This is a genomic window from Sporotomaculum syntrophicum (assembly GCF_009932395.1).
In the GTDB taxonomy this organism is placed as follows: domain Bacteria; phylum Bacillota; class Desulfotomaculia; order Desulfotomaculales; family Desulfallaceae; genus Sporotomaculum; species Sporotomaculum syntrophicum.
Window position 1 is genome coordinate 18,544 of the sequence record NZ_LSRS01000002.1, and the last position, 20,620, is coordinate 39,163.

The window sequence follows — 20,620 nt, forward strand, 5'->3', positions numbered from 1 at the left end:
CTTTGTTCACTCCTTTCACTTCATTGTAAAACTATCGGGTTGTGATCAATCGCATTGGTCAGATCATCAACCACATAGGCCTTGACCATATCGCCAGGATGCACATTGAAGCCTGCCTGAGCGGTGTCCACTACGTCAAAGTCCGCTTTAGTTGCGTTGATTCCCAGCTGGAAGCCGTCTCTTAAATGTGAAAAGACGACGGTTTCAACCCCCGCATGTGCTTTTACCGATTCCACCTGCACGCCAAAATACTTCATCCCTGAAACGCCGATGTTTACGGTCATAGCTTTGATACCATCGTTGGTGGACTCAATTTGATAAGCAGAATCAATCACCGGAATGACCGTGTATATGGGGTTACCGGTAACTGGCTGCTTAACTATTTCATAGCTATCAATAATGTTGCCATCGGCATCTTTAGCGATCAAAGTAAGGATATCCCCATTGATACTAATTATTTGATAATTGCTAACGTAGGCTAATTGTTTAGCAATGTAGTCATAATCTGGTCCGGGTCCATAATGCTTTGTCCCCGCATTACCCATTATGTAAACAATACCCTCTCCGTCAGACTGAATAGCACCATTCAACAATGGCTTGGTCCGCATGTAGACATGCTGGTGTCCGACTAAAACCATATCCACCCCGCATTGTTCCAAAAACGGAACCCAATTATTTTGCAAATGTTCCGCCCGCCAATCGTAGACAACCGGGTAAGGTGGGTGATGGAAGACCACTAGTTTCCACCGCTGTTCGCTGTTTTTAAGGTCATTTTGCAACCAGTTAATAAGCTTGTCATAATCACCAATTCCGGGTGCACCCATATAGTTACTATTTAACACGACGATATGGCAGTTTCCGTAGTCGAAGGAGTAAAACTTTTCTTCATATCCCGCTGGCCCGTTCCGGGGCAGGGCAAAAACATTCCAGAACTCATCCGTATTGTCGTGGTTACCCGCGGATAGCATTAACGGAATCCGGCGAAAAACAGGCGAAGCAGCGGTGAAAAACTGCTGCCATTCCTCGGTGCTGCTGCCGTCATCGACCAAATCCCCGCCTAGAATTCCAAATTTGAGGCCGGGATGATCTTCATAAGCTTTACTGACCATTTCCCCCCAAGAATTATAACCTTCTTGAACATCACCCATGTAAAGAAAAGAAAACTTATCGCCGGCCGCAGCGGTGTTGAAAGTAGCCGATTCACTCCAGGACCCTTCTTTACCAACGCGGTAGACGTAACCTGTACCGGGAATCAGTTCCCTGATAGTCGCTACAAAGTGGAAGTATCCATCATTGAAAATGGGTCCGTCAGCAATTACTTCCCGAGCACTATCAAAGCTGCCGCTAAAACCGACATCAGGCTGGTACTGCACCCGGTCCTGGTTGATATCCTCTGTCCTCCAAGTGATAGTTTGTGTAGTCCGGGGGTTTTCCGTCCACGACAGGATACTATATTTGAATAGATTACTATTAAGGTTACTAACACTTGGCTCTGCGAAACAAGGATTGATAATTGAAGAAAAGGCAAACAGTAACGCTACTAAAACCGTCAAGCAGATTATTGTTTTTTTTGCAATGGAATTGTCCGATATAAAACTCATCTTGTTTCTCCCTTTTAATATGTATTAGTATGTATTACTTCACCGTTACCACTATCCCATACCCATCGCACACTTGTTTAATTATTAATTCACAGAGATATTCTCATTCACTATAGTGCGAAGGGGTCAAACTCGTTGTTGTTTTCATACCCCGGGTCGGAAGCAAGTACCAGTGGTTAGCCCTCCATAGCATACGCCATGATAATTTCCTTTCTTTCGCCACACTCCCTCCGGATCCAATATCATAGCGACCTGAGGCATTTACCATTATAATGATAAAAGCAAAGTTATCTTTTATCCCTAATCCAGGACAGGCGGGAATAGCTCGCCTTAAAAAAAACGTGCTGTTCCCCGCCCGGAACTTAGTCATAGAAAGTAAAAAACAGTTTTCCTCCCGCGGAAAACTGCTCATATCACTTGTGGATCCTACCAAAAATAAATCAGATCATACAAGGTATAATTTCCTTTCCAAAAGGGAGGCACAAATGTTTCCATTTATACCCTGAGGTTAATTGCCATTGCCATTTGCTTTAGGCTGGTTAACTCGGAAATCATGGATATTTAGTTAAAGAAAATTATATCTGTTTTGATCTACATTGTCAAAACAAGTTTTTCCACTTTTACGCCAATTATTATATCACTAATTTCATAATTTCAAGGACTTCGTAATCAGATAACTGAGGTTGTTGGTTCTAGACAATTTACCACAAATTAATCCTGCTGCTCTTTCAATACAGGAAGGCGCACCCCCACCATGCGCACAAGCACGCCGGCAGCCAGTGCCTTAAACAGGTCAAATCCAATAAAAGGCATAAAAAAGAGCATCATGATCTGTATCAAATCAAAAGACTTACCCATGTAGTAATTCAATATAACATAAAGATAAGGCAACCCTACAACCCAAATCATCGCCACCCCTGCCAGCATAGACAGGGAAAGACGTAGCGGACCAGCATCCCGCTGGCCTTGTAGAATTAACCCGGTTACGAAAGCAGCCAATACAAAACCCAGCAAAAAGCCAAAGGTGGGTGATAATATATAAGCCGGCCCCCCAAAGGGAGGTTTTTCAAAGACCGGCATCCCTAGCAAACCCATCAGCACATAAATACCCATACTCAGCGCTCCCAACCTGGCCCCTAACAGCCCACCAGCCAGCAGTGCCACAAAGGGCAGCAAGCTAAAGGGCACTATCATACCACCAAGAAAACGAAACAGCAGAGCAGCAACTACGGCCAACGAAGCAAACATGGCCACTAATATCATTTCTCGCGGTGTCAATTTATTCATTAGAGCACATTCCTTTCTTTTCTCGTTTTTTTAGTTAACCAGTTATATAAAGAAGGTTAACTATTGAGTCACAAAAAATTTACCCTCTGACAAAACAGAGCGTAAAATTCAAACTTTACGCAGCGACACCTCCCCTGCCACGAGACGCTGTATTGTACCATCCGGCAATTTAACCAGCAAAGCCCCGGTTTCGTCTACATCCATAGCATGACCAATATAACTGTCTTTAATATTATGTACAGTAACCGGGCAATCCAAAGTAACACATAACTCCCGCCACTTATTCAGTATAGGTACAAAACCTTCCTGCAGCCAACGCCGATACCAAATTTCGAAGGATTGCAGAATAGTCCGAAACAATGGTACCCGGGGTATATGATGCCCGGCTGCGATTTTTAACGAAGTGGCAATCTCAGATAGCTCGGGAGGGAATTGGCTCTTATCAATATTTACATTCAAACCAATACCTGCCACCATAAAATTAACCCTGTCCATCTCAGCATTTAGCTCCACTAGAATGCCGCATAGTTTTTTATCTTCCATCAGTAAGTCATTGGGCCACTTAATGCCCACTGCAACCCCGGTATGTTCACGAACCGCCAGCGCCACCGCAACGGCCACCACCATAGTGATCTGTGGTGTCTCCACTAGATTGACTTGCGGGCGCAAAACGATAGTAAACCACAACCCCTTGGCCGGTGGGGAGAACCAAACACGGTCCATCCGCCCTTTGCCACCGCTCTGACTTTCAGCTACCACTACTGTACCTTCCGGAGAGCCTGCTAAGGCCAACTTTTTGGCCTCCCCGTTAGTCGTTGGCAGATCAGTAAAGAACTCAACCCGGCAACCCATCACCGCGGTGCCCAGTCCAACAGCAACCTCATCGGGGTATGGTACATCAGGCACACTCAGTAATCGGTACCCTAAGTTAGCCCTAGCCTCAATATCATAACCTTCTTCCCGTAAACCTCGGATATGTTTCCACACCGCAGTACGAGACACGCCCAGATCCCGACACAGGTATTCACCTGAGACCCAATCACCGCTTTGTTTTAAAATATGCACAATACTGCTCTTCATATACCAGCACTCCGATGCTTAAACATTATTTCAGATAAAATTCATTATATTGTCTGCAAACAACATTGTCAATCATGGAGCAACCAATAGTTTACCATTAATTACGCATCGGCTTAAGCTCTCCCACATCCAGGCTAATATCCAGTGCAGTTGCTGAATGGGTCAATGCCCCTACCGAAATGATGTCTACTCCGGTAGCTGCAACGTCGGCAATGGTCTGTGTACTCATACCACCTGATGCTTCCACCAACGCACGGCCTTTAACCAGCTGCACTGCCTCAGCCATAGTATGAAGGTCCATATTATCCAGCATAATAATATCTGCTCCTGCCTCCAAAGCCTCCTGTACACCACTCAAATCTTCGGTTTCCACCTCAATTTTAGCGGTATGCGGCACCTGTGACCGGGCACTTGCTACAGCCTGCTTAATGCCACCGACCACTTTGATATGATTATCTTTAATCAATACAGCATCAAACAAGCCCAGGCGATGATTATGACCGCCACCTACTCGGACAGCATACTTTTCCAGTTGGCGCAGTCCCGGCGTTGTTTTTCGAGTATCTACGATGCGCACCTGGTAACCTTGCACTAATTCTACCAATGCCGCCGTGAGTGTAGCTATCCCGGAAAGGCGCTGTAAAAAATTAAGAGCCAGCCTTTCCCCGGTAAGCATGGTCCGAGCTCGCCCGTTTAATTGCACCAGTACCTCACCAGGACTTATCTTAGCCCCTTCGGCCACCTGGGGTATGAATTGCAAATCAGGGTCAAGGTGCTTAAACACCGCCCGTGCTACGGGTAACCCGGCTACAATACCATGCTGCTTGGCTTTAATATAGCCAACGGCGACAATATCGTCAGGTACGATACTGTCCGTGGTGAGATCGCCCGAACCGATATCTTCGGTCAAGGCACGGTCAATGAGCTCATTTAATAAACGTTCGTTTATATGCATTAAAGTACCTCATCTCTATATGCACATCAATTCAGCGGTTACTTGCGTAATATAATATGTTTTTTCCAGCTATTACGTGGTTCCGGGTAATCTTGGCGGAAATGACCTCCTCTACTCTCGGTGCGCATTAGAGCTGATTCCGCTACCAGGCGGCACACTAGTAAACGGTTGTTCATCTCAACAGCCGGCAAGTCCTTAGCTGCGGTATCTTCCAGCCGAGAGTACTCATCTATAAAACTAAGCACCTTTTCCAAGCCTTCCCGGTTGCGCAGCGGGCCAACATACCTGCTCATTAAAGCCCGCAGTTCTTGCTGCAGCAACTGGTAATCCACCGGTTCAGCAAGGTCGGGCAATTCCGCTGCGAAATCAGGCCAAGGGCTCATATTCTCCCGCCAAAGACCAGCAGTGCGCTCCACGATACGGCCACCGAATACCAGGCCGTCCAATAACGAGTTACTGGCCAAACGGTTGGCCCCGTGTACCCCTTGGCAGCCTACTTCGCCGCAGGCGTATAGACGCTCCACACTGGTTTCTCCACAATAATTGGTTTTTACACCACCCATCATATAATGGGCAGCCGGAGCTACCGGCAACATGTCACGGGTAATATCCAGTCCATAACTCAAACAGGTGCGGTTAATATTGGGAAACCGGTGCAAAACCATGTCTGTATCTAGATGACCCAAATCAAGGAAAATGCCATTAGAACCTTTATGTATTTCCTGTAGAATAGCCCGTACAACTATATCCCGGGGCGCCAGTTCAGCAAGTTCATGATAAGCAGGCATAAACCGCTCGCCCCGGTCGTTGCGCAGGTAAGCTCCCTCACCTCGCACGGCTTCAGATATTAAAAACGGCGGAGCGCCCGGCAAGTTTAACACGGTAGGGTGGAACTGGTGAAACTCCATGTCCATCACCTCTGCACCTGCCCGGTAAGCCATCGCAATGCCGTCCCCGGTAGCCACCTCAGGGTTAGTACTATGCTCATAAAGCTGACCCAAACCACCCGTGGCTAAAACAACTGCCCGACTCCGAAAAACCTTTAAGCAATTAGTCTCACAATCGTAAGCCAATACACCATAGCAAACATTATCTTTGACTAAAAGATCTACTGCCATGTGCCGTTCGTGCACCTGAATATTTTGCTCAGCCAGAGCCTTCTCGTTCAATACCCGCTGTATTTCGGCCCCGGTGGCATCACCACTGGCGTGCAGTATACGCCGGCAGCTATGAGCACCTTCCCGGGTTAGTGCCAAACGCTCACCTTCAACATCAAAGCGGGCTCCCATATCCATTAGCTGTAAAACCCGGCGCGGCCCCTCATTAACTAAAATGCGCACAGCTCCCTGGTCACATAGTCCGGCACCGGCCCGCAAAGTGTCTTGATAATGTAATTCCGGAGAATCATCAGAATCCATCGCCGCAGCTATACCACCCTGAGCTTTGTCGGTATTACTGTCCAATATACTTTGCTTGGTCAGCACAGTAACCCCGGCTCCCAGTCGGCTGGCCAAAAGGGCGGTGAAAAACCCGGCAATACCACTACCTAAAATTACATAATCGGTGTTATATATAGGCAGCTCCCGGGTGTTAAAATTCATTATATAATGGTTAGCCACTGGAAAACCCTCCGTTTATTGTACCGCCAGCATTTTTTCCAGGCACTTCAACGCCCGCTCTCTTACCACAGCAGTAACGGTTACCCGAGGCTCCAGAGTTTGTAGTGAGTGCAGCACCATTTCCAAGGTGATTGATTTCATATCCCGACAAACAAGTTTATCCGAAGCGGGATAAAAGCTTTTGCCGGGACACTGTTTATTTAACTGGTGCAGTATCCCTTTTTCAGTAGCTACAATGAATTCTTTGTTTTGGCTTTCTCTGGCAAATCTTAGCATACCAGTAGTGCTGGCCACGTGATCGGCAAGTTCCACTACCTCGGGGCGGCACTCGGGATGCACTAGCACCAGAGCCTTTGGATGTTCCGACTTAACTTTTAGCACATCGTCTGCGGATAACTGATCATGTATAGGGCAACACCCTTCCCAGATGTTCATCGTCCGACCGGACTGCCTGGCCACATAACGACCCAAATTCTTGTCAGGCACAAAAATAATTGGGCGGTCGGTAGGTAACGAAGTTACCACCTGTACGGCATTAGCGGATGTGCACGCAATATCGCATTCCGCTTTAACTTCTGCTGATGTGTTAACATAACACACCACCTGGGCACCTGGCAAATTATTTTTTTTGGCTCGTAATGCCTCCGCTGTAACCATGTCCGCCATTGGACACCCGGCATTTGCCTCGGGTAGCAATACGATTTTTTCAGGTGATAATACAGCTGCACTTTCAGCCATAAAGTGTACTCCACAAAAAACAATCACACCGGCATCGGTAGCAGCAGCCCGACGAGACAGCTCCAAAGAATCGCCTACTAAATCAGCAACCTCCTGGATCTCGGGTGGCTGGTATACGTGACTTAATATAATCGCGTTGCGTTGCTGCTTCAGCTGCATTATTTCTTTTACCAGTTGTTCATGAATAGCAATATCGAGCACGTAATCACTCCTTCATAACGCGAAATTAGCCACCAGGGTATAATATACCCACTATTATACCTAAATTTCGTTATCTCTCAACAAATTTTATATTGTGAATTTGCTCGGGCTACCACCAATGCCATATAACAGGGATTAACACCGGCATATTAAGCTTCTTCGCCGTGTTTTTCCTCCATGATGCGAACAACTTTATTGTTTTCATCCACTAGTATCGCTTTGGGTTTAAAACTGCGAGCTTCATCGCGGTCCATAATAGCATAGGTTATGATAATAACGGTATCACCGGGCTGCACCAATCTGGCTGCCGCCCCATTCAGGCAAATCACACCAGAGTCACGCTCACCTTGTATAACATAGGTTTCCAAACGGGCACCGTTGTTATTGTTAACCACTTGTACCTTTTCGCCGGGCAATATATCGGCAGCTTCCAGCAAAGCCTCATCAATGGTAATACTGCCTACATAATTTAAATTGGCCTGGGTAACTACGGCACGGTGGATTTTGGATTTAAACATATTTAAAAACATTGTTTTATACCTCCACTACCATATTATCAATAAGCCTGGTTTTGCCAAAACGTACCGCCAGTGCAGCAATGCATTTGCAATTTATTGTATCCAGCGGTTCCAAATCGGGCACCGATAATATTTCCACATAATCGATTTCTGCACCGGGAGTAGATAAAATCATCTCCTCTATGCCCAGGCGCAATTTTGGTACACTTCTTTCACCTTTAGCCACAGCATCTCGAAAAGCACACAAACTCCGATAAAGCACTGGTGCGGCCTGGCGTTGTTCTTCATTTAAGTAAACATTGCGAGAACTCATCGCCAAACCATCTGCTTCTCTCACAATGGGCAAAGTAACAATTTCTAAATCCATGTTTAAATCCCGCACCATCTTTTCAATAACCAAAGCTTGTTGGGCATCTTTTTGGCCGAAGAAAGCTTGATTAGGCCGAATAATGTTAAATAGCTTGGCCACCACAGTAGTTACCCCACGAAAATGGCCTGGTCGAGACAACCCGCAAAGTTTATCCGTTATACCGGTTATCTCAACAAAGGAGTTGTATCCCTTCGGGTACATATCATCATTGCCGGGTGCAAAAACCGCGTCTACTCCTACCGACATAGCCATGGCGCAGTCCCGGTCGAAGTCCCGGGGATATACGCCCAAGTCTTCTTTGGGGCCAAACTGGAGCGGATTAACAAACAGAGAAACCACCACAACATCGCACTTTTTTTTAGCTTCCCGCATCAGATTCAAATGACCTTCATGGAAATAGCCCATGGTAGGAACTAAACCAACGGTTTTACCCTCACCTCTAGCTTTGCTTGTAAACTCTCTAATTTCCCCTACCTTACGATAGACCTGCATAGGCACAACTCCTTATGATAATATATCTTTTGGTTACACAAAAGCCCTCCGGACAAGTCCGAAGGGCATAGAATCCCTTGTGCAACCCGTCTCGGTCCTACCGGCTCCAAGCGGAGATATGTCACAGCTTAGTCTTGCGAACAAACCACCTACCCAACCAACCATCTAAACAAACGGTGCAGTTCTAAGCAGATACCGCCCAATACTTTTATCAATTTTAACATACCAATAAAGGTGTAGCAATATTTTTATAATTATTACTACAGTAATTTTTTGTTGATTATAGGATTTTACAATGTAAATTCAAAGCACAGAACTGTTATAATCTTAAGTTTCAAAAAGCTATGAATAAAGTTGGTAATCTAATAAAAGACAGCAACAAACATATTAATATGCGTCCTATAATTTGTCAATGCATTTCACGGCATTATGTACACGGTACTAATGTAGAAATTCCTGAAAGCATATATGGTTTCGGAACGGCAATTGGCTAACCTTTAAGTTGCAGGAGTTCTCCCCGGTGCTGTCAAAGTAATTATTTTATACACCAAATTGGGGATTGTTTATCATCTTGTTAAGCTCGCAGCATGGTGATTTCAAGATGATTATGCTTCTATTTTCCGTCGCACTTGGAGAGGATTATTAATATGGATAAAATACTATTTCTAGCGGAAAAACCATCTGTAGGTAGAGACCTGGCGCGAGTTTTGAATTGCCGTAAAAAAGGAAACGGATATCTGGAAGGCGACAGACATATCGTCACCTGGGCACTGGGCCACTTGGTAACACTGGCCGACCCCGAGGCCTATGATCAAAAATTCAGCACGTGGCGGCTGGAGGATCTGCCTATTCTGCCCCCCTATATAAAACTGGCGGTGATTAAACAAAGCGGCAAGCAATATAATGCCGTTACTACACAAATGAAAAGAAAAGATGTTCGGGAGATTGTGATTGCCACCGATGCAGGACGCGAGGGTGAGCTGGTGGCCAGGTGGATTATAGAAAAGGCGCAGGTAAAGAAGCCACTTAAGCGACTCTGGATTTCGTCGGTTACCGACAAGGCGATCAAAGATGGGGTCAGAAATTTAAGAAACGGCAAAGATTATGAAAATCTTTATGCCTCCGCCGTTGCCCGGGCTGAGGCCGACTGGCTGGTGGGCATCAATGCCACCCGGGCTTTGACCTGTAAATACAATGCCCAGCTTTCCTGCGGCAGAGTTCAAACCCCAACCCTGGCCATAATTGCCGGCAGGGAAAAGGAAATTCAAAACTTCAAGCCCCGGACATTTTACGGCATTATAGCCAAAGCAGATAAATTACATCTAACCTGGCAGGACAGCCAAACTAAAGATACCAGAATTTTTGACCAGGATAGATGCGCCCAAATAATATTGTCCATACAAAATAAAAACGCTGTAATATCAGCGGTAGATAAAACCTACAAAAAGAGTTTTGCTCCCCGTCTGTATGACTTAACAGAGCTCCAAAGAGATGCTAATAAGCTTTTTGGTTATTCGGCCAAGGAAACTCTATCCATTATGCAGCGGCTGTACGAGCAGCACAAAGTACTGACCTATCCCAGAACAGACTCCCGGTATATAACCACGGATATCGTCGATACCATAAAGGAACGGCTTAATGCCTGCAGCGTGCCGCCATATGCTAAACTGGCAGCCAGAATACTGCAAAGCCCTGTAAAGACCAACAAGTCCTTTGTGGATGACAGTAAAGTAACCGACCATCATGCGATTATCCCGACAGAACAGCCGGTTTTCTTAAACAATTTAAGCGATATGGAAAGAAGAATATATGATTTGGTGGTAAAAAGGTTTTTAGCAGTTTTGTATCCTCCCTTTGAGTACGAACAGACCACCATCAGAGCCGGTATCGGTAATGAGCTTTTTACCGCCCGGGGTAAAGTGGTGATTGCCCAGGGCTGGAAAGAGGTGTACAATAATCATTTCGACGAGGGAGAGGATACAGGAAACGATATTGCCGAACAGGTGTTACCGGCTTTAAATAAAGGTGATGTTTTAAAGATATCGGTAGTTTCCCAGACCCGGGGGGAAACCAAACCACCGGAGCCATTTAACGAAGCCAGTCTGCTCTCCGCCATGGAGAACCCTGCCAAATATATGGCCGGGGAAAATAAAGGTTTGATTCAAAGCATCGGTAAAACCGGTGGGCTGGGAACCGTAGCCACCAGGGCCGATATTATTGAAAAGCTGTTTAATAATTTTTTTATTGAAAAAAGAGGCAAAAATCTATTTATCACTTCAAAAGGTAGACAATTGCTTAATTTAGTCCCCGGAGATTTGAAAACACCTGCCTTAACCGCCCAATGGGAGCAGAAGCTGGAGGCCATTGCCCAAGGGAGGCTTAATAAAAACAATTTCATCGGGGAAATGAAGCAGTACGCCAATGTCGTTGTTAATGATATAAAAAATAGCACCAGCAAATTCAAACATGATAACTTGACCGGTGAAAAATGCCCCGATTGTGGCAAACGCTTGCTGGAGGTTAACGGTAAAAAAGGCAAAATGCTGGTTTGCCAGGATAGGGAGTGCGGTTATCGAAAAGGGATCGGGAAAATAACCAACGCCAGGTGCCCCAACTGCCACAAAAAGCTAACCCTGCATGGCGAGGGAGAAGGACAAATATTTACCTGCAAGTGCGGCTACCGGGAAAAGCTCACCGCCTTTAACGAGAGAAGGAATAAAGATACGCAGGATGCCTCTAAAAGGGATGTGCAAAAATACCTTCGACAACAGAAGAGCTCCGATAACGGGCTGACCAACCCCGCCCTGGCAGAGGCTCTGGCCAAATTGAAGCTGAAATAAAGTCATATGTTGAACATTTTTTTGCATAGCACACAAGGAAAACAAACAAGGGAGGTAAAAAATCCCCCGTCTCTCACATCAATGAAGACGGGGGATTTTCATTCACCTTCGGATCTACTAAAAAGCTGGTCAGAACAGCCAAATTCACCCTAACGAATCTTAGTAGCCTTAATCAGTTGCCTGCCGCCCACCTCTTCCCAGGGTGCTGCTTCACAACCGGCAGCAGCTAGCCATGTTTTATATTGCTCAAAAGTCCATGTTCCTCCGGAAGCTGTGTTAATCAGCATATTTACCGCAAATAGTGCCGGCATAACGCCTGTGTCCCGGATCATATCGTTGATGACAATTTGTCCTCCCGGTTCTAGTTCATGCGCTGCGTCTTGAAACAATTTTCTGTTCTCCTGCTCACCATAAATGTGACATACATTACCAAGGTATACCAGGTCATAAGGTCCCGGCGGCAGCCCTTGAGTAAAATCACCTTTAACCATTTTAATGGCTAACTCTTTATCCAGTTCCGGTTGCATCATATCTATAACTTCAGGCAGGTCCTGTATAGTAACCCTGGCTCCATTGCGGGCAAAAGCATTAGCATAAGTTAGCGGACCACCGCCGACATCAAGCACCCTGGGGTTTGCGGGTAAGTCTTTTAAGCAATAAACAACAATTTGCGATGCCGACTGCCGGGCAAAGTGGCTCATGGCCTTGATAAAATGCTTGTTATGTTCGGATGGATCCTTTTTCACTACCGGTTTCCCGCTATTTATTACTTCCGGCAATTGTGTCCATACCTTCATAATGTTATAAGTATGCATGAATGAAAAACCTGTATATTGTTCGTGCTCGGGATTAAAAAAGATGTTGTCCGCTTCTTCAGTGAGCTTAATTTTATCACCATCATATACCAGGTACTTTAAAGCAATCAAAGCTTCAACAACCGTCCACAAAGCTCTGTAGTCGCTATTCGTTTTAGCCGTCAATTCCTTCAGGGTACAGGGATTACTTTTTAATTCTTCAAACAATCCAGTTTGTACAGCTGCGCCAACAATTAAAAATTCCTGGGGTAGCTGAAAGGATTCTGTGTTTGGCATTCAAGTCGCCTCTCTTTATTTCATAATATTTAACATTAGAGATCTTTATTCTTTAGCATTTGTTAATTTCCTTTCTTATTACATAGTGATTTATCCCTAACAACCGGCTTTCGCAACCCATAATACTTCCAGAAGCTATTAGTGAAAAAGCCAGGCACGGAATTTGTGACCGTTCTAAGACATAACCAAGTTATAAATCAGCTATGACTTATGAGGATATACTAAAGCTGTTTGAATAACCCTAGCATCGGAGGGGGGATATTTTTGTTTATACCAAAGCGAGTTTTTTTTGAACAAGCAGCTTTAGATTACCCTCTTGGGCAGCAGTTGTATGCAAGATTCAAGTCTGATGGAGTACCTATTTCCAAAATAGGCAGTCATAACCGGGTGACCGGGATACCCGGCAAAACGCCCCGGGAAGCCTATTTGGAGGCGAAACGCACACTCGTGGTGGGAGTACGTCGCACGCTACAATTTTCGCCGTGCAAACCATCAGCCCACTACCAGCTGCCGTTGAGTACCAGCTGCACCGGCCAGTGCCAGTATTGTTACCTGAACACAACTATGGGCAAAAAACCTTATGTCAGAGTATATGTAAATATTGATGAGATACTACAGCAGGCGGAAAAATACATCAATAAGAGGGCTCCCGAAACCACTGTGTTCGAGGGGGCAGCCACTTCCGATCCCATTCCTGTGGAACCGTACACCGGCTCACTGGCACGAGCTGTGGAATTTTTCGGCCGGCAGCCATTGGCTCGGTTTCGTTTTGTCACTAAGTTCACCGAAGTGGATACGCTGCTAAATGCCCGGCATAATGGACATACCCGCTTTCGATTCAGCATTAATACCGACCACATTATCAAAACCTATGAACAAGGCACACCCGTGGCCCAAGCCCGGTTAAGTGCTGCTCGGCGTGTGGCGGAAGCAGGTTACCCACTGGGTTTTTTAATCGCCCCCATTTTCTGTTACCAAGGCTGGCAGAACGATTACCAAGATTTAATCCAGTTCATGGCCAGAGAATTACCTCCTACGCTCTCGACAGACATTATCTTCGAGTTAATCACTCATCGGTTCACAGCTTCGGCCAAAAAACGTATCCTGGAGGTATTCCCTGATACCACCTTACCTATGGAGGAAGATGAGCGTAAGTTCAAATTCGGACAGTTTGGATACGGGAAATATGTATATGCTAAGGAGACAGTGGAGGAAATTAGAACTTTCTTTTACAGTGAGCTCAGCAACTGTTTCCCGGCAGCTAAGATTGAGTATCTAGTTTAGCACATTCCAAAAGCAAACCACAATAAAACGGTAATAATTATCTAAAGTGTTAGGAGGAGATTACGGTTGTAAAACGAAATTCTTCACAAATGGAGGGATTATAATTGCTCAAACAGTTTTTAGTTGATCCCCAAAAATGCAAGGGCAGCGGCATTTGTGCGGTCTCATGCCCGGGTAAGTTAATTAGTATAAATAAACAAGATAAACTTCCTCACTGGATCGAGGGAGCGGAGCAACAATGTATCCTTTGTCATCACTGCGTTTCATCATGCCCAAACCAAGCCATTACCATTAACAAAATAATGGAAGATAGTGACAGCTTTATAAGAAATAACTTGCTAAAAATCGATCCCCAAAAATGCAACCACGATGGCATTTGTACAGAGGTTTGTCCATTACAGCTAATTACTTTAAATATAAAGGATAATCTCCCCATCCCGGTAGAACAAGCTGAAAAACAATGTATTCGCTGCGGTCATTGCGTTGTAATTTGTCCCACCGGAGCTCTTGCCCTTGAAACAATCAAGCCCGGTGAGCTATGTGTTGACCAGGATGGTTCCTTATATTATGGGCCTGTCTCCACGCAAACAATGAAACCGGAGGATTGCGGACAATTTGACGCGAGTCTCCTACCCTCCCCAGAACAAGTCCGGCACTTCCTGAGCACTCGAAGGTCGATACGCGTTTACAAAACAGATCCGGTAGACAGGGTAGCATTGTCCAGTATCATTGATATTGCTTGCTATGCCCCGACCGCAAGAAATTCCCAGCCGGTAAATTGGCTGGTTATCGAAAATTCTAGAGAGGTCAACTTTCTTTCCGGCTTAACTATAGAATGGATGCGCCAGGTAATAACTAACGAGCCCGAAATGGCCCAAAGTATGAACCTGAAACGATTGGTTAACGATTGGGATAAAGGAATAGATCGAATTTGTCACGGGGCACCGCATGTTATCATTGCCCATGCCCAGTCAAACCTGCCGAGCGCTCAAACCTCCTGCACCATAGCTCTAACTTACCTTGAACTTGCCGCCTTTTCAGCCGGTATAGGTGCCTGCTGGGCAGGATATTTCAATGCCGCCGCCAATTTCTATCCACCCATGCATGAAGCTTTATGCCTGCCTGAGGGACACCAGTGCTTTGGGGCTATGCTGATTGGTTATCCCCGTTATCCATACCACCGCATTCCCGTAAGGAAAAAAGCAAATGTCGCCTGGCGTTAGAAATAGCACTTAACAAATTTAACACTTAAAAAGTATAACACAAGTATAGAGCAGGTCAAAAGTGGAGCAAAAAAAAGCACCCGGCTGTGTGGGGAACCGGGGTTGTTAAGGAGTGTAACATATTAACAGCTTAACCTAAATGAAACTTAACATTTGGTCTGCCGTATTAATATAAAAAAGCTTTACCCTATTATGCAAAAGGATAAAGCTTCTTTTCAAAAAGCCATACTCTCCTTTCCACAATGGGAGGCACACTAGTTTTCCAATGTACCCTAAGGGCCTGGCAACCATACCTTTGGCTTAGGTTTGACAGGCTCGGAGAAATATTTGATTTTAGCCACTTAATTAATACTTCCACATGTTTATACACAATCCCTGCAAAATCATTATATTTTTATAATTTTTTTGTCTTTATTTATAAGCATTCAATTGCTTACCTTAAGCTGTTTAACCGCCTTCTCCAGACCTGTTACCGACAGCTCAAACATAGGAATCAATTTGCGGATCATATTAATGGAACGGGCGCGGTAATTCAATTGCTCATTCCAGGCCTTAGTCGGTATCGGATTTAGCCATACAGCGTGTGAAAAATGCCTGGCCAGACGCTTTAACCAAACAAGTCCCGGCTCTTGATTCCTGTTGTCCCAGTCAATAGCCCCGTTGACCGCAAGTAATTCGCTCTCGGCCATACTCGCATCACCGATAATAATTAACCGGTAATTAACATCGAAATTACGTAAAAAATCATGTGTTGCAATGGCATTTTCTCCAATACAGGCCGGCTTCACATATAGGTTATCATAGATACAGTTATGGAAATAATATATTCTTAGATCTTTTAAATGACTTGAGCGTTTGAAGGCGCTGAATAACTGGCTGCAAAGGTTAATATGCATATCCATTGAACCACCTGAGTCCATCACCAGCACTATTTTCAAATTGTTCTTACGCGGGCGCGCCCAGACAAGTTCTAACCTGCCGGCATGACGGCAGGTAGCGTCAATAGTACCGTTTATATCCAATTCATCTTTAACGCCTTCATGGAGATTGGTAAGCTCGCGCAGGACTCGCAAAGCTGCTTCAAACCTTCTTACCCCAAGAATAACATCGCTGCGGTATCCCCGGTAATCACGCCGGGCTGCCACCTGAATTGCTGAGAAATTACCCGGCACACCACCAATACGGTTCCCTTTCGGGTTAAAACCACCATGTCCAAAATACATGCCGCCATCTTTGGCCACCGCATTGGAAACCTCCTGGTTGTTTTGCTCCTGCTTCTCTGTCTTTTCGGTAAACTCCGGCTGTTTTTCCCTCTCATCAAGATCCTGAGGCAGTGATTGATCACCCACTAGTATTTGGGGCGGCAACCCGTCCTTCAACCATCCTAAAATATCGTCAACCCAATTAGCTGGAGATTCAATGCCGCTAAAATAATTTTGGAAAGCCAGGTCGTAATTATCAAATTGAGTTTCGCTCTTTACCAGAACCGTTCGAGCAACATGATAAAATTCACGTAAGCTGGAAAATGCCAGTCCCTTGCTCAGGGCTTCCATTAAAGTCATCCACTCGACTAGAGATACTGGCACACCGGTTTTCTTAAGCTCATATAAGAAATTTATAAACACGGGGTAACACCCCCAATTATGTTCAACGTCAAATCAGCCTGCAACCTTCCTCAAACGGAGCATTAAAAATATGCCGGTTTGAGCAGAATAACTGACACTGCATCACCTTTCTCAACCGGAGGGTGACCCGCCGGGAGATCTATTATCGCATTCCAGTCGCTGAGAAAAGCTCTGGTCATGCTCGATTTCTGGCCTGGCAATATTTTTACGTTCCACCCGGCATGGGCACAGGCTGCATTGGCCAGCACAAAACGCCGTGGGCCGCCTTTTTTCCCAAAAGCATTGGTACATATAGCAGAAAGCCTGACTTGATGTGGCGCCAAACCCTGCATGGCACGCAAAACCGGCACAGCCAGTAAGTTGAAGCTAACCGCACAGGCCAATGGGCTTCCGGGCAGTGAAATCACCAGTTTTTCCCCAATAGCGGCTGCGCCACTGTGGCTGCCTGGTTTGATTTGAATTCCCCAGAACAATATATCTGCTCCGCTTTGCTCGATTAAGGGGAACGCCTGATCGCAGACACCGTAAGCAGCACCACCGATGGTTATCAGAATATCAGCACGCTCAAGCAACTTTTCAAATAATTCTCCGATTTGAGTAATATTATCAACTCCGGCAACTCTAACATCGATAACCTCTCCCTGCTCCTGCATGACCAAACCGGCCAAAAGCACGCCGTTGCTGTCCCGCATTTGTCCCGTCATTGGTATTTCCCGGTGAGAAACAATATCTGCTCCTAAACTCAAAATAGCAACCCGGGGTTTCCTATACACAATCACTTCATCTATGCCATACGATGCGAGAACACTTGCTATGCCAGCACTTAGGCAAGTCCCCTTTCGCACGAGTAGGTCGCCCTTTAAAAAATTCTCGCCGGGGGGCTTAATATTGCTGCCGGGTTCAATTGATTTACGATATGTAATAAAATCTCCCTTCAGCTCAACGGCCTCTTCAGGTAGCACTGCCACCACCCCACCAGGCAACGGACCGCCGGTAACCACCCCGACAGCCTGATTAGCACTTAGCGAAACGGCGGATATTTCTCCCGGTCGTAGACGCTCTATGACTTTATAAACACCATCACCACCTTCGGCCACAGCATAACCATCCATTGCTGCCTGTGCGCATGGGGGCATATCATGCTCCGCTGCTATATCTTCAGCAACTATGCGGCCCAAGGCTTGCAGCAGAGGTAAAGACCCTGCCGGCATCACCCTAGCATGATCTAAGATAATATCCTGGGCCTTTTCTAATTCGATATTCTCAAGCACCAGGCTTTCCCCACCTCTCATGTTAGATTTCTGTCGATTTACCAAAAGCACAGGCCGGATATCGGCAAGTTTCGCATTCTTCACACAGCCCGCCCTGGCCCAGCGCCACTATATCTGACTTTGTTAAGCGTTCACCGGTAAAAATACGCGGTAGTACCAGATCAAAAACTGTAGTTTTATTAAACATCACACAGCCCGGCAGCCCACAAATTGGCACTTCACCCAGGTAAGCCAGCATAAACATCGAGCCAGGCAATACCGGCGCACCATAAGAAACAACATCGGCCCCGGTTGCCCTTATCCCGGTAGGTGTCACATCATCCGGGTCAACCGACATGCCGCCGGTTAGTATCACCATTTCCGCTCCTTTATCAACCATGCTAAGGATCTCAGTAGTTATCCTATTCGGATCGTCAGGCAAAATTTCATGTCCACATAATTTTGCGCCAAAAGCTTTAACTTTTTTTCTTACAACACTGGTAAAACCGTCTTTAATCCGTCCGTAAAAAACCTCGCTCCCGGTGGTGATGACGCCAACTGAAAGTGGCAGAAAAGGTTTTACAGATAACAATGGCTCCGACTCACTGCAATTCGCTTCAGCTTCATTTAGAATTTCACGTGGTATCGCTAACGGAATAACTCTGGTTCCGGCCACAAGTTGACCTTTAGAGACTACCCGGTTATTATGCACAGTAGCCAAGACTACCCCATCTAAGCAGTTAAGCTGGTTCAACCTATCGCCCCGCACTTTCAGCATGCCGTCATAGGAAGCTCGCAAACTTACCTTGCCCTGGTTTGGTTCATCCCAATATAACCCCGGTCCAGCTGCGATCCTTGCCAGGAGCAAGGCAGCTTCGTCTTCATGCACAAGATTATCTAAGTTCTCCCACACATAAATATGTTCTTTGCCCAAATCACGGAGCTTAGGGACGTCATCATTGGTTAAAATTTGACCTTTACGGAAAGCCCGTTCTTTTTTACTGCCAGGGATAATTCTGGTAATATCGTGACAAAGAACCATACCCACCGCTTCGGTTACAGGTACCTTTTGCATTAATATCCCTCCCAATTTTCTCCTTAAACATCGTCTCGTACCAACTTAGCAAAAAACATTAACTGTATAATTAGATAATTTATTAGCCAAAAACTTAATAACCCTCAATTAGCCTGATTGATAAACACAAAAAAGCTCTGTCCTGAAAAGAAAGAACAGAGCTTGAAAAAACAAGGCAATTCTCTCCTTTCCACAAAGGGAGGCACACCAGTTTCCCAATGCACCCTATCGGTCAGAACACCATACTTAAAAGCTTAGGTTGACTGACTCGGAGTATTGTATTTTATTGTATGTACATCCTAACTTGTTCTCAAGGCGAATTTCTCTATTAATTCAGCCACCCCTGCAACATCATCCGGTTCAAAAAATGGAGCTCTACTATCAAGGGGAACATCACTTACCACGGCCAACAGTTCATCTCCCGGAATATCCGGTCTTTCAGATACATCGTGACGGTACACTTCTATTTTAGGCCAATTACCCCTTTTATACCCTTCAACTAAAATTATATCTACCCCGCTAATCATTGAAATAACCGCCTCTGGTCCAGGATCGGACTCATACTTTCTAACCATAGACACACCATCAGGTGTAGCTAAAGCCACTACATCAGCACCAGCCTGTGCATGCCGCCATGTATCTTTACCAAGTTGATCAAATTCTACATGATGATGGGTATGTTTGACAACTCCAACCTGGTAGCCACGTTTTTTTAACTCAGCAATCAACTTTACCAAAAAAGTTGTCTTCCCTGTGTTAGAAAACCCGGTCAGACCAATTACCGGTGCACACCCTGGATTCTGTAAAATCATTTGCTATCCCCTTAAATAGGCTACATTTTATAAGCTTGACTTGACAGTGTAAATACGCTAAAGTTCAAAATAGCGTTATTTTATTAAGGAATACTAACTATTATACTTAATAATCCTCCTTAAAAAATAATATATAAGTAAATTATTTATGTCAAGATTTTTATTAGCTTACAAAAATCTTGACTTTTATTGTTGATTATATTGTAATCGTGTCGGATATATGCTATTATAATCAAAAAATAAATACTTCTCCGAGCCAGTTTTACCTAAACCCTTAGTATGGTTAACTGGACGTTAAGGTATGTCAGGAAACCGATATGCCCCCCATTGCGGAAAGGAGAAAGGTATCTTTCTAATATAAGGCTTTATCCTTTTCTTGTACCGGATAAAGCTTTTAAAGCCTTTAAGCATGGTGACTGAAAAGTCTAAGTGTGTTGTGAAATCGATATGCTTACCATTGCCGAACGGCTTGAGATATCTTTTACAAAAGCTTTATCCTTTTCAAATTGGGATAGAGCTTTTTATTTTTATATCTTGCCCGCATTAATGGACGAGCTTA

The 20,620-nt window shown here is 45.1% G+C and carries 16 protein-coding genes and 4 riboswitches; of the genes, 3 read left to right on the forward strand and 13 right to left on the reverse strand.

Going from position 1 to position 20,620, the window contains the following annotated elements:
• Nucleotides 1-20: 20 nt before the first annotated feature.
• The 8 genes from SPSYN_RS02525 to panC form a co-directional block, all read right to left on the reverse strand.
• The gene (locus SPSYN_RS02525) at nt 21-1,601 is read right to left on the reverse strand and encodes a purple acid phosphatase family protein (protein WP_161820955.1); all 1,581 of its coding nucleotides are present in this window, start codon (nt 1,599-1,601) and stop codon (nt 21-23) included.
• Nucleotides 1,602-2,046: 445 nt separating this feature from the next.
• Nucleotides 2,047-2,163, reverse strand: a riboswitch (molybdenum cofactor riboswitch).
• A 149-nt stretch (nt 2,164-2,312) separates the two neighbouring features.
• Entirely contained in the window at nt 2,313-2,888 is a 576-nt protein-coding gene (locus SPSYN_RS02530) for a biotin transporter BioY (protein ID WP_161820956.1), read from the reverse strand.
• Between the two features lie 108 nt (nt 2,889-2,996).
• Nucleotides 2,997-3,968 carry a biotin--[acetyl-CoA-carboxylase] ligase gene (locus tag SPSYN_RS02535; RefSeq protein ID WP_161820957.1) on the reverse strand — a complete coding sequence of 324 codons (972 nt, stop codon included), beginning with the start codon at nt 3,966-3,968 and terminating at the stop codon, nt 2,997-2,999.
• Nucleotides 3,969-4,065: 97 nt separating this feature from the next.
• Complete coding sequence (gene nadC / locus SPSYN_RS02540) at nt 4,066-4,923, reverse strand: carboxylating nicotinate-nucleotide diphosphorylase (protein ID WP_161820958.1); 858 nt, start codon at nt 4,921-4,923, stop codon at nt 4,066-4,068.
• Between the two features lie 38 nt (nt 4,924-4,961).
• On the reverse strand, nt 4,962-6,542 hold the full coding sequence (gene nadB, locus SPSYN_RS02545; RefSeq protein ID WP_161820959.1) for an L-aspartate oxidase: 1,581 nt from the start codon (nt 6,540-6,542) through the stop codon (nt 4,962-4,964).
• A gap of 15 nt (nt 6,543-6,557) precedes the next feature.
• On the reverse strand, nt 6,558-7,472 hold the full coding sequence (gene nadA / locus SPSYN_RS02550; RefSeq protein WP_161821390.1) for a quinolinate synthase NadA: 915 nt from the start codon (nt 7,470-7,472) through the stop codon (nt 6,558-6,560).
• Between the two features lie 158 nt (nt 7,473-7,630).
• Nucleotides 7,631-8,011 carry an aspartate 1-decarboxylase gene (gene panD, locus SPSYN_RS02555; RefSeq protein WP_161820960.1) on the reverse strand — a complete coding sequence of 127 codons (381 nt, stop codon included), beginning with the start codon at nt 8,009-8,011 and terminating at the stop codon, nt 7,631-7,633.
• Nucleotides 8,012-8,015: 4 nt separating this feature from the next.
• Entirely contained in the window at nt 8,016-8,861 is an 846-nt protein-coding gene (panC, locus tag SPSYN_RS02560) for a pantoate--beta-alanine ligase (protein WP_161820961.1), read from the reverse strand.
• A 647-nt stretch (nt 8,862-9,508) separates the two neighbouring features.
• On the opposite strand from panC, the gene SPSYN_RS02565 reads away from it, so the two are divergent.
• A complete protein-coding gene (locus SPSYN_RS02565; RefSeq protein ID WP_161820962.1) occupies nt 9,509-11,701 on the forward strand; it encodes a DNA topoisomerase III in 2,193 nt (730 codons plus the stop codon).
• A 149-nt stretch (nt 11,702-11,850) separates the two neighbouring features.
• Here the strand turns inward: SPSYN_RS02565 and SPSYN_RS02570 are convergent, their stop codons facing one another.
• Complete coding sequence (locus tag SPSYN_RS02570; RefSeq protein WP_161820963.1) at nt 11,851-12,792, reverse strand: class I SAM-dependent methyltransferase; 942 nt, start codon at nt 12,790-12,792, stop codon at nt 11,851-11,853.
• 264 nt (nt 12,793-13,056) lie between these two features.
• Between SPSYN_RS02570 and splB the strand changes: the two genes are divergently transcribed.
• Nucleotides 13,057-14,076 (forward strand): spore photoproduct lyase, encoded by a 1,020-nt coding sequence (splB, locus tag SPSYN_RS02575; protein WP_161820964.1) that lies wholly within the window; start codon nt 13,057-13,059, stop codon nt 14,074-14,076.
• Between the two features lie 104 nt (nt 14,077-14,180).
• Entirely contained in the window at nt 14,181-15,299 is a 1,119-nt protein-coding gene (locus SPSYN_RS02580; protein ID WP_161820965.1) for a nitroreductase family protein, read from the forward strand.
• Between the two features lie 214 nt (nt 15,300-15,513).
• Nucleotides 15,514-15,632, reverse strand: a riboswitch (molybdenum cofactor riboswitch).
• A gap of 92 nt (nt 15,633-15,724) precedes the next feature.
• Here the strand turns inward: SPSYN_RS02580 and SPSYN_RS02585 are convergent.
• The 4 genes from SPSYN_RS02585 to mobB form a co-directional block, all read right to left on the reverse strand.
• Nucleotides 15,725-16,924: a VWA domain-containing protein gene (locus tag SPSYN_RS02585; protein WP_161820966.1), complete on the reverse strand. Its 1,200-nt coding sequence runs from the start codon at nt 16,922-16,924 to the stop codon at nt 15,725-15,727.
• Between the two features lie 62 nt (nt 16,925-16,986).
• Entirely contained in the window at nt 16,987-18,279 is a 1,293-nt protein-coding gene (locus tag SPSYN_RS02590; RefSeq protein WP_161820967.1) for a molybdopterin molybdotransferase MoeA, read from the reverse strand.
• Nucleotides 18,218-19,249: a molybdopterin-binding protein gene (locus SPSYN_RS02595; RefSeq protein ID WP_161820968.1), complete on the reverse strand. Its 1,032-nt coding sequence runs from the start codon at nt 19,247-19,249 to the stop codon at nt 18,218-18,220. The genes SPSYN_RS02590 and SPSYN_RS02595 overlap by 62 nt, the downstream gene beginning before the upstream one ends.
• 167 nt (nt 19,250-19,416) lie before the next feature.
• Nucleotides 19,417-19,535: riboswitch (molybdenum cofactor riboswitch) on the reverse strand.
• A gap of 13 nt (nt 19,536-19,548) precedes the next feature.
• Entirely contained in the window at nt 19,549-20,061 is a 513-nt protein-coding gene (gene mobB, locus SPSYN_RS02600; RefSeq protein ID WP_161820969.1) for a molybdopterin-guanine dinucleotide biosynthesis protein B, read from the reverse strand.
• Nucleotides 20,062-20,298: 237 nt separating this feature from the next.
• Nucleotides 20,299-20,417, forward strand: a riboswitch (molybdenum cofactor riboswitch).
• The last annotated feature ends 203 nt before the right edge of the window (nt 20,418-20,620 follow it).

What these genes read in the sequence shown, in the direction of transcription:
- SPSYN_RS02570 (WP_161820963.1), bottom strand. Translation starts at nt 12,792, where the DNA reads ATGCCAAACACAGAATCCTTTCAGCTACCCCAGGAATTTTTAATTGTT.
- SPSYN_RS02595 (WP_161820968.1), bottom strand. Translation starts at nt 19,249, where the DNA reads ATGCAAAAGGTACCTGTAACCGAAGCGGTGGGTATGGTTCTTTGTCAC.
- SPSYN_RS02525 (WP_161820955.1), bottom strand. Translation starts at nt 1,601, where the DNA reads ATGAGTTTTATATCGGACAATTCCATTGCAAAAAAAACAATAATCTGC.
- SPSYN_RS02535 (WP_161820957.1), bottom strand. Translation starts at nt 3,968, where the DNA reads ATGAAGAGCAGTATTGTGCATATTTTAAAACAAAGCGGTGATTGGGTC.
- nadC (WP_161820958.1), bottom strand. Translation starts at nt 4,923, where the DNA reads ATGCATATAAACGAACGTTTATTAAATGAGCTCATTGACCGTGCCTTG.
- SPSYN_RS02565 (WP_161820962.1), top strand. Translation starts at nt 9,509, where the DNA reads ATGGATAAAATACTATTTCTAGCGGAAAAACCATCTGTAGGTAGAGAC.
- SPSYN_RS02530 (WP_161820956.1), bottom strand. Translation starts at nt 2,888, where the DNA reads ATGAATAAATTGACACCGCGAGAAATGATATTAGTGGCCATGTTTGCT.
- panC (WP_161820961.1), bottom strand. Translation starts at nt 8,861, where the DNA reads ATGCAGGTCTATCGTAAGGTAGGGGAAATTAGAGAGTTTACAAGCAAA.
- panD (WP_161820960.1), bottom strand. Translation starts at nt 8,011, where the DNA reads ATGTTTTTAAATATGTTTAAATCCAAAATCCACCGTGCCGTAGTTACC.
- mobB (WP_161820969.1), bottom strand. Translation starts at nt 20,061, where the DNA reads ATGATTTTACAGAATCCAGGGTGTGCACCGGTAATTGGTCTGACCGGG.